This is a genomic window from Brevundimonas sp. (assembly GCF_004210735.1).
Taxonomy (GTDB): Bacteria; Pseudomonadota; Alphaproteobacteria; order Caulobacterales; family Caulobacteraceae; genus Brevundimonas.
Window position 1 is genome coordinate 1 of record NZ_SDZL01000082.1, and the last position, 8,335, is coordinate 8,335.

General features: G+C 67.6%; 11 protein-coding genes. 2 read left to right on the plus strand and 9 right to left on the minus strand.

Annotated features, from left to right (window positions below; all coding sequences use genetic code 11):
- The 5 genes from EON91_RS13205 to sdhC form a co-directional block, all read right to left on the minus strand.
- On the minus strand, nt 1–306 hold a 306-nt coding region (locus EON91_RS13205), incomplete at its 3' end, for an FAD-dependent oxidoreductase (RefSeq protein ID WP_292095611.1).
- A gap of 81 nt (nt 307–387) precedes the next feature.
- Nucleotides 388–1,170, minus strand: coding sequence for a succinate dehydrogenase iron-sulfur subunit (locus EON91_RS13210; protein WP_292095614.1), 783 nt, complete (start codon nt 1,168–1,170; stop codon nt 388–390).
- 61 nt (nt 1,171–1,231) lie between these two features.
- Entirely contained in the window at nt 1,232–3,019 is a 1,788-nt protein-coding gene (gene sdhA / locus EON91_RS13215) for a succinate dehydrogenase flavoprotein subunit (protein WP_292095615.1), read from the minus strand.
- Between the two features lie 6 nt (nt 3,020–3,025).
- Nucleotides 3,026–3,424: a succinate dehydrogenase, hydrophobic membrane anchor protein gene (gene sdhD / locus EON91_RS13220; protein WP_292095617.1), complete on the minus strand. Its 399-nt coding sequence runs from the start codon at nt 3,422–3,424 to the stop codon at nt 3,026–3,028.
- Entirely contained in the window at nt 3,421–3,885 is a 465-nt protein-coding gene (gene sdhC / locus EON91_RS13225) for a succinate dehydrogenase, cytochrome b556 subunit (RefSeq protein WP_292095620.1), read from the minus strand. Before sdhC ends, sdhD begins: the two co-directional genes overlap by 4 nt.
- A gap of 179 nt (nt 3,886–4,064) precedes the next feature.
- Here sdhC and EON91_RS13230 point away from each other — a divergent pair, with 179 nt between their 5' ends.
- Nucleotides 4,065–4,652 (plus strand): hypothetical protein, encoded by a 588-nt coding sequence (locus EON91_RS13230; RefSeq protein ID WP_292095622.1) that lies wholly within the window; start codon nt 4,065–4,067, stop codon nt 4,650–4,652.
- Nucleotide 4,653: 1 nt separating this feature from the next.
- Here the strand turns inward: EON91_RS13230 and EON91_RS13235 are convergent, their stop codons facing one another.
- Genes EON91_RS13235 through EON91_RS13245 form a run of 3 tightly spaced genes read right to left on the minus strand, consistent with a single transcriptional unit; the run spans nt 4,654 to nt 6,405 of the window.
- Nucleotides 4,654–5,106, minus strand: a complete 453-nt coding sequence (locus EON91_RS13235) for a DUF805 domain-containing protein (RefSeq protein WP_366250428.1) — start codon at nt 5,104–5,106, stop codon at nt 4,654–4,656.
- Nucleotides 5,066–5,512, minus strand: a complete 447-nt coding sequence (locus EON91_RS13240; RefSeq protein WP_292095624.1) for an HIT domain-containing protein — start codon at nt 5,510–5,512, stop codon at nt 5,066–5,068. The genes EON91_RS13235 and EON91_RS13240 overlap by 41 nt, the downstream gene beginning before the upstream one ends.
- The gene (locus tag EON91_RS13245; RefSeq protein ID WP_292095625.1) at nt 5,509–6,405 is read right to left on the minus strand and encodes an SIMPL domain-containing protein; all 897 of its coding nucleotides are present in this window, start codon (nt 6,403–6,405) and stop codon (nt 5,509–5,511) included. Before EON91_RS13245 ends, EON91_RS13240 begins: the two co-directional genes overlap by 4 nt.
- A 141-nt stretch (nt 6,406–6,546) precedes the next feature.
- Here EON91_RS13245 and mdh point away from each other — a divergent pair, with 141 nt between their 5' ends.
- Nucleotides 6,547–7,509: a malate dehydrogenase gene (gene mdh, locus EON91_RS13250; protein ID WP_292095628.1), complete on the plus strand. Its 963-nt coding sequence runs from the start codon at nt 6,547–6,549 to the stop codon at nt 7,507–7,509.
- A 245-nt stretch (nt 7,510–7,754) separates the two neighbouring features.
- On the opposite strand, the gene EON91_RS13255 is transcribed toward mdh, so the two are convergent.
- A partial coding sequence (locus EON91_RS13255) for a YbjN domain-containing protein (RefSeq protein ID WP_292095631.1) occupies nt 7,755–8,335 on the minus strand: 581 nt, incomplete at its 5' end.

The window sequence follows — 8,335 nt, forward strand, 5'->3', positions numbered from 1 at the left end:
GAGGGTCTCGCCGTTCGAGAGGGTGACGGTCTTGTCCGAGCGGGCCAGCTTCTCGGCCCGGACGTTGGGTCGGAAGTCGATATTGTTCTCGGCGTAGAACTCGAGCGGCTTCAGCGCCAGGGAGTCGGCGTCCGCCTCGCCCTTCAGCCAAGCCTTGGACAGCGGCGGCCGCTGATAGGGCGGAACCGGCTCCTCCCCGACCAGGGTGATGAGGCCGGTGTGCCCGTACTGGCGAAGCAAGGCCGCGGCGGTGCCGCCGGCGTGGCCCGCCCCGAGGATCACAATATGCGCGTCCGATTGGCTCATAGAAGCCCCATGCAGAAAAGTGACGGCGCCGTCAACTTTCCAAACGCCGTTCGGATTAGATCGCGCGTCAGCAGACCGCGATCAGACGACGCGGTCCACCAGCATCTTCTTGATCTCACCAATGGCTTTGGCCGGATTCAGGCCCTTCGGACACACCTGCGCACAATTCATGATCGTGTGGCAGCGATAGAGCTTGAAGGGGTCTTCCAGCTCGTCGAGCCGGTCGCCGGTGGCCTCGTCGCGGCTGTCGATCAGCCAGCGATAGGCGTGCAGCAGAGCCGCCGGGCCCAGGTACTTGTCGCCGTTCCACCAGTAACTGGGGCACGACGTCGAGCAGCAGGCGCAGAGAATGCACTCATAGAGGCCGTCCAGCTTTTCCCGGTCTTCCGGGCTCTGGCGCCATTCGGTCTGCGGCTCGGGCGTCGTGGTGTGCAGCCAGGGCTCGATCGAGGCGTACTGAGCGTAGAACATGCTCATGTCGGGGATCAGGTCCTTGATCACCGGCATGTGCGGCAGCGGGCTGATCTGGCAGTCCTTGCCCGGCACCTCTGCGTGGCCGTGGGTGCAGGCAAGGGTGTTGCGGCCGCCGATGTTCATGGCGCAGGAGCCGCAGACGCCCTCGCGGCACGATCGGCGGAAGGCCAGGGTCGGGTCGATGTCGTTCTTGATGTGGATCAGAACGTCCAGGACCATCGGACCGCAGGCCTCGAGGTCCACGTCATAGGTGTCCCAGCGCGGATTCTCGGTCCCCTCGGGATCGTAGCGGTAGATCTTGAAGGTCTTCACCTTCGTAGCGCCGGCGGGGGCAGCGTGATGCTTGCCCTTCTGGACGCGGGAATTCTTGGGCAGAGCGAGCTGGACCATCAGACGCTTTCCTTAAGCGAGGACGCGTTAAACGAGGAAACGAGGGAAGCCATCATCGGTCCTAGTACACCCGCGCCTTGGGCGGGATGTAAGCGATGTCGTTGGTCAGGGTGTAGCTGTGCACCGGCCGGTAATCGATCGCGACCTTACCGGTCGCATCGTCGAACCAGGTCAGGGTGTGCTTCATCCAGGTTTCGTCGTTGCGATCCGGGAAATCCTCGTGGGCGTGGGCGCCGCGGCTTTCGGTGCGGTTGAACGCCCCGGCCACTGTGGTGATCGCCTGGCCGACCAGGTTGTCGAACTCCAGGGTCTCCAGGAGGTCGGTGTTCCAGATCATGCCGCGGTCGGAGACCTTGAGGTCCGGACGCTTGGCGTGGACGGCGGCGAGCCGCTCGACGCCCGAGGCCAGGCTGTCCGTCGTGCGGAACACGGCGGCGTCTTCCTGCATCGCCTTCTGCATCTCGAGGCGCAGCGAGGCGGTCGTGGTGCCGCCCGAGGCGTTGCGGAACTTGTCGAAGCGCGCCAGGTGACCATCGGTCATGGCCGGCTTCAGCTCCGGCTGGGTGGCGCCGGCCTTGATGGTGTCGGCGCAGCGCAGCGCGGCCGAACGGCCGAACACCACCAGGTCGATCAGCGAGTTTGAGCCCAGGCGGTTGGCGCCGTGCACCGAAACGCAGGCGGCTTCGCCCACGGCCATCAGCCCTGGAACCACCTTGTCCGGATCATCGCCCAGACGGGTCACGACCTCGGAGTAGAAGTTCGTCGGAATGCCGCCCATGTTGTAGTGGACGGTCGGCAGGACCGGGATCGGCTCCTTGGTCACGTCGACGCCGGCGAAGATCTTGGCCGATTCCGAGATGCCCGGCAGGCGCTGGTGCAGGACCTTGGGATCCAGGTGGTCCAGGTGCAGGAAGATGTGGTCCTTGTTCGGGCCCACGCCGCGCCCTTCGCGGATTTCGATGGTCATGGAGCGCGAAACCATGTCGCGCGGGGCCAGGTCCTTCACGGTCGGCGCATAGCGCTCCATGAAGCGCTCGCCTTCCGAGTTGGTCAGGTAGCCGCCTTCACCCCGTGCGCCCTCGGTGATCAGGCAGCCGGCGCCGTAGATGCCGGTAGGGTGGAACTGCACGAACTCCATGTCCTGCAGCGGCAGGCCGGCGCGCAGCACCATGGCGTTACCGTCGCCGGTGCAGGTGTGGGCCGAGGTGGCGCTGAAATAGGCGCGGCCGTAACCACCGGTCGCCAGCACCACCATCTTGGCGCGGAACTGGTGCATCTGGCCGGTGTCGAGCTGCAGGGCGGTAACGCCGGTGCAGGCGCCGTCCTGCATGATCAGGTCCAGGGCGAAATATTCGACGAAGAATTTCACTTCCCGGCGGACCGACTGGCCGTACAGGGTGTGCAGGATGGCGTGGCCGGTGCGGTCGGCGGCGGCGCAGGTGCGCTGCACCGGGCCCTCGCCGAAATTGCGGGTCATGCCGCCAAAGGCGCGCTGGTAGATCTTGCCCTCGTCCGTCCGGCTGAACGGCACGCCCCAGTGTTCCAGCTCATAGACCGCCTTGGGCGCGTTGCGGACCAGGTATTCGATCGCGTCCTGGTCGCCCAGCCAGTCCGACCCCTTGACGGTGTCGTACATGTGCCACTGCCAGCTGTCCTCGCCCATGTTGCCCAGCGAAGCCGAGATGCCGCCCTGGGCCGCCACGGTGTGCGAGCGCGTGGGGAAGACCTTGGTCACGCAGGCGACCTTCAGCCCCTGCTGGGCGGCGCCCAGCGCCGCGCGCAGGCCCGAACCCCCGGCGCCGACGACGACGACGTCATATTCGTGATCGATAAGCTCGTAAGCGGCCATGACGGATCAGACTCCGGCCGGCAGCGGGACAGAGCCCGTCGCCAGACGCACGATGAAGAAGACGCTGGCCGCGGCCAGCAGCAGGCAGACGATGTTGATCAGGCCCAGCAGCAGGGCCTTGTTGCCCGGGCGATGGATGTAATCCTCGACGATCACCTTCCAGGCCAGGCTGGCGAACCCGAAGAAGACCACGGCGGTGACCGCCGCCAGCGTCGCGTTCAGCCCGTTGGCGAACCAGGCCAGCACGCCGTCGTGACTGACGCCGGTCAGGGTCAGGGCGGTGGACGCGACCCACAGGGCCAGCGGCATCAGGATCAGCAGCGCGACCTTTTCGATCGCCCATTCGCCGGCGCCGTGGCGCTCGGACACCTTCACCCGGTTTTTGAACCTGGCGGGAGCGCTCATAGCGACACCTTTCCGCTGGCGAACAGCACGATCCAGAAGATCGCCGTCAGGACGAACGGCCCCCACACGGCGATGTGCGACAGCAGATTGGCCGACGGCACCGTCAGGCCCGCGCCGGTGTCGTTGATCAGGTGGCGCCCGCCGTTCAGCAGGAAGGAGAACAACACCCAGGTCAGGCCGATCCCGACCAGCAGCCCCAGCGGCGACGCCGCGCAGCTCAGGAACTGCGCATAGGCGTCCGGCCCGCTGGCCAGCACAGCCAGCCAGCCGACCAGCATCGCCGCGCCCACCGTCGCCGCGCCGATGGTCACGCGGAACAGGATCGAGGCGGTCATGGTGATGTGCCAGCGCCAGATCTGCAGGTGCGGCGACAACGGACGGACGCGGCCATTGGGCTGGCGAACGAAACGGCCGGTCTGGTCGTCACGAGCGTCGCCGGAGACCGGGGAAGGGCTCGACATGCGAATGGTTCTCAAAAAACCCGAGGGATTTCAGGCGTTGAAATCAGTGAACAGGCTTTAGTGACCCCAAAGGCCGGGTGTCAACGAAACGGGCCGTCCCGGCGCCGCAATTGCGAATTCGACGAAGAGTCGCCGCACCCCTCTAGCCATCGGGCGCCCGATCGGGGCAGCTTTGGCCCATGCTGATCGCCGCCGCCCTTCTGATGATCCAGTCGACGCCCGCGCCCCAGGACGCCCCCGCCGCGACCACGCCCGTCCCCTATGCGGCGCCGTCCGAACTGTATCGGCTCGAGGCCATGCCCTTCACGCCGCCGGCCAATTTCGCGCCGGTCGCGCCCCAGGGCGATGCCGTGGCCGAGAGCGCCGCCCTGCGCCGCCGCCTGGACAGCGCCGTGACGGTCGACGACTACCGCCGCAGTTACGAACAGCCGCCCTCGCCCCTGGCCCAGGCCTATGACCAGGGCGTCGCCAACGCCGAGATCAGCGCCGACAGCCGCATGGGCGCCCTGGACGGCCGCTGGCGCCTGCTGGACCAGGACGGGACCGAGCTGATGCGCATCCTGCTGCGCGACCCCGGCGACCGCCCGGTCGAGGGCGCCTGGCGCAAGGACTGGCGCGTCGGCCCCATCCCCGCCGCGACCAAATCGGGCGTCGAGGCGGTGCTGACCCTGCCCGACGGCGTGTTGACGCTGCGCCGCACCGCCGACGGCTGGCGCGGCGTGCTCAAGGGCCCCGACGGCGAAAAGACCGTGACCCTCAGCCGCTAGCTTAGGCGGTGGAAGGCTTGTCGACGGGAGTTACGGTCACCGCACCCGGGCGTGGGCCATAGCGGTTCGCCGCTTTAGATCCCGGCCAAGCGCCCAAGAGTATGATGAAGCCGATACTGGCCAGTCCGACCACCACATTCAGCTGGGCTGTATCGATAATAGGACTACCTGTGGCGCTCCTTGTGAAGCCATTGGCGAAACCGATCACAAAGCCAGAACCTGCAGGGATCAGCGCCCAGAAGCCTCGGGCGTTCATGTCGTGAAGGCGACGCCCGGCGATCAGCAACCAGAACGGAAGACTGATCAGACCAAGCAATGGCTCGGGCACAAGCAGGCTCATGACCACATAGCCGAGCAGGAGGCAGACTATGGAGCCCCAGAACCATCGGCGCCGCAGTCGGCTTCGCCAGAATTCAAGCAATCTGTTCAATCTGGCCCCCGCCCATGTCTGCAACGATCCTTGTGAGCGTATTCAGCCGTCTATCCCGTGTATAGGCCTGCGCCGGGCCACGCCCCCAGACGGGGTCGGGCCACAGGGCGTCGTCGCGGCGACGGCCGACGACGTGGACGTGCAACTGGGCCGTGACATTGCCGATGGCCCCGACGTTCAGCTTGTCCACCGGCCGGTCCGACGCCGCGCCCAGCGCCCGCACCAGGGCGTCCGCGCGCACCACCTCCTCCATCAGCGCCGCGCGGTCGGCCACCGACAGGTCTTCCAGCTCGACCGCTCCCGGCCGTCGGGGGATCAGGATCAGCCACGGAAACCGCGCATCGTCCTGCAGCCGCACCTGACACAGCGGCCAGTCGGCGGCGAAGACGGACCCCGCCTCGAACGCCGGATCGGCGGCGAAGTCCCTCATCCGTTCAGGCCATAGACCACGCACGCGCTGTCGGTCAGCTCGCGCAGCGGCGGCTGCAGCGCCAGCCGCGCCGCCTCGATGGCGGCTTCGCTAGGGGCCGCGCCGGTCGGAGCGGGCGGGGGCGCCGGCGCGGCTACCGAGGGCCCACGAAACCGCTCTGTCACCATCCCCTCGTCCACCGTCGTCGCCTGCCCGCCGCCTGACTGATACGACGGCCAGCCGGCCAGCACATCGGTCTGGCAGGCGCGGCCGGTCGGGTCGATCACCTTGACGGGACCCAGCGTCGCCCCGGCGTTCTGGGCCGCCGCCTGGGCCCGGCGTCGCGCGTCCTTCACCGCCTCGCCCGCCAGATTGGTCTTCCACGCATTGTCGGGGTCGAGCGAGAAATAGACCTGGCTGATCGAGGTTGGCTGCGACGCCACCACGGTCGCATAGATCCGCTCCAACGCCGCCACGTCGCGGATGGCCAGGCTGACGGTCGCGTCGGCCTGATAACGCTCGATCTTGTCGGCCCGCATATTGTCACGCAGGTTACCGTTCTCGTCGCGATACTGGTCGTACAGCGGCCGGGTGGTCAGGGTCGTCTCGACCCGCACCGTATCGACGCCGTATGCGGCCAGCGTCCGGCTCAGCGCCCGCACCTGATCCGCCGCCTTGCGCGAGGCGTCGGCCGCCGTCCGATCGACCGACTGGAAGCTGGCGGTGAAGCCCGCGCGATTGGCCTGGATCTCGACCCGCACCTGCCCGATCGAGGCGATCACCGGCTCGCGCATCCACCACGGCGCGGGCACATGGCTGGCGCCGATCGGTGCGGGCGGCGTCTGGGCCATGGCCAGGGTCGGCAGGGCAGTCGGGGCCGTGACGATCAGCAGGGTAGCGGCGACAAGGCGCATGGAGGTCTCCCTATTTCCAGCCACCGTCGCAGGCCCGACCGGGGCCGTAAAGGTCCGGACCTTGCCGAGGCTTTCGCGCGGGTCTAGACCGCCCGCCATCGAGTACCGTTTTGCAACGCAGCATCGACCCTGGAGATACCTATGGCTCGCGCGAAGATCGCCCTTATCGGCGCCGGCATGATCGGCGGCACCCTGGCCCACGTGGCCGCGCGCGAAGCGCTGGGCGACGTCATCCTGTTCGACATCGCCGAAGGCACGCCGCAAGGCAAAGCCCTCGACATCGCCGAGGCCTCGGCCGTGTTCGGCCAGGACGTGGCGCTCAAAGGCGCCAATGACTACGCCGACATCGCCGGCGCCGACGTCTGCATCGTCACGGCGGGCGTGCCGCGCAAGCCGGGCATGAGCCGCGACGACCTGATCGGCATCAACCTCAAGGTCATGAAGGCCGTCGGCGAGGGCATCAGGCAGCACGCCCCGAACGCCTTCGTCATCTGCATCACCAACCCGCTGGACGCCATGGTCTGGGCGCTGCAGAAATTCTCGGGCCTGCCGAAAGAGAAGGTCGTCGGCATGGCCGGCGTGCTGGACTCGGCCCGCTTCGCCTACTTCCTGGCTGAAAAGACCGGCGTCTCGGTTCAGGACATCAACGCCTGGACCCTGGGCGGTCACGGCGACGACATGGTGCCGATGGTGCGCCACTCGACCGTCGGCGGCCTGCCGCTGCCGGATGCCGTCGCCGCCGGCTTCCTGTCTCAGGCCGATCTGGACGCCATCGTCGAGCGCACCCGCAAGGGCGGCGGCGAGATCGTCGCCCTGCTGAAAACCGGCTCGGCCTTCTACGCCCCGGCCGAAAGCGCCATCGCCATGGCCCGCTCCTACCTGCTGGACCAGAAGCGCGTTCTGCCCTGCGCCGTCTGGCTGTCGGGCGAATACGGCCTCAGCGACCTCTATGTCGGCGTCCCGGCCCTGATCGGCGCGAACGGCGTCGAGAAGATCGTCGAGTTCACCACCAACGACGACGAAAAGGCCATGTTCGCCAAGTCGGTCGAGTCCGTGAACGGCCTGATCCAGGCCTGCAAGGACATCGATAGCTCTCTCACCTAAGAGCGCTACGCTCGCGACGCGGTCGCTCGCTGCTTGAGCGCGAATACAAAGGAAAGGCCGGGGCGATCCCCCGGCCTTTCTTATAGGTCGCGTTTGGTTAGAAAATCCGCTCATCCCCGCGGAGGCGGGGACCCAGGTCTTTGGCTTCAAAGCGCTGCGAACAATGGACATCCCTCTGACTGGCGTTCTTCCTGGATCCCCGCCTCCGCGGGGATGAGCGGAGGGTGGGGGTCAGAGACTTCCCCTCAGGGCTGCGCCGGCCCCGTCAGAAACCCCACCTCGCGCGCGAACTGGGGCAGCAACCCGCGCCACACCGCGACCGCGTCCTCCAGCTCGGTCAGACCCGACCGGCTGTCGACCAGCACGTCCAGCTGCGCCACCGCTGCGCCCGCGCCCCCGGCCGATCCGGGCTGGTAAAAGGCCTTCAGGAAGCGGTTCTCGCGGTTCCAGCGGTTGGTGATCTCGGGCGTCACCGTGGCGTTGGTGAAGGCGGCGCTGAACTGCAGGTCCGGGCACACCTGACGCTCGCCCTGACCCTGACAGGAGTAGAAATACAGCACCCAGGTCAGCGGCCCGTCCGTGACCCGCACATAGGGCTGGGCGCCGTCCGTCTGCACCGCCCCGGCCGTCAGCCCCTTCTCACCCAGCCAGGCCACCACCGCCGGGATCGCCAGCCCGTCCGGCGCGGCGGCCTGGGCCTGGACCACAGGCCGGGCGACAGCGGGCGCCCCCGCCGACAGCGCGGCGACACAGGCGGCGAACGCCAGACGACGGAACAGGGCGGCTTTCGGCATCAGGGCGTCTCCAGTAAGCCCCCACTCTAGGC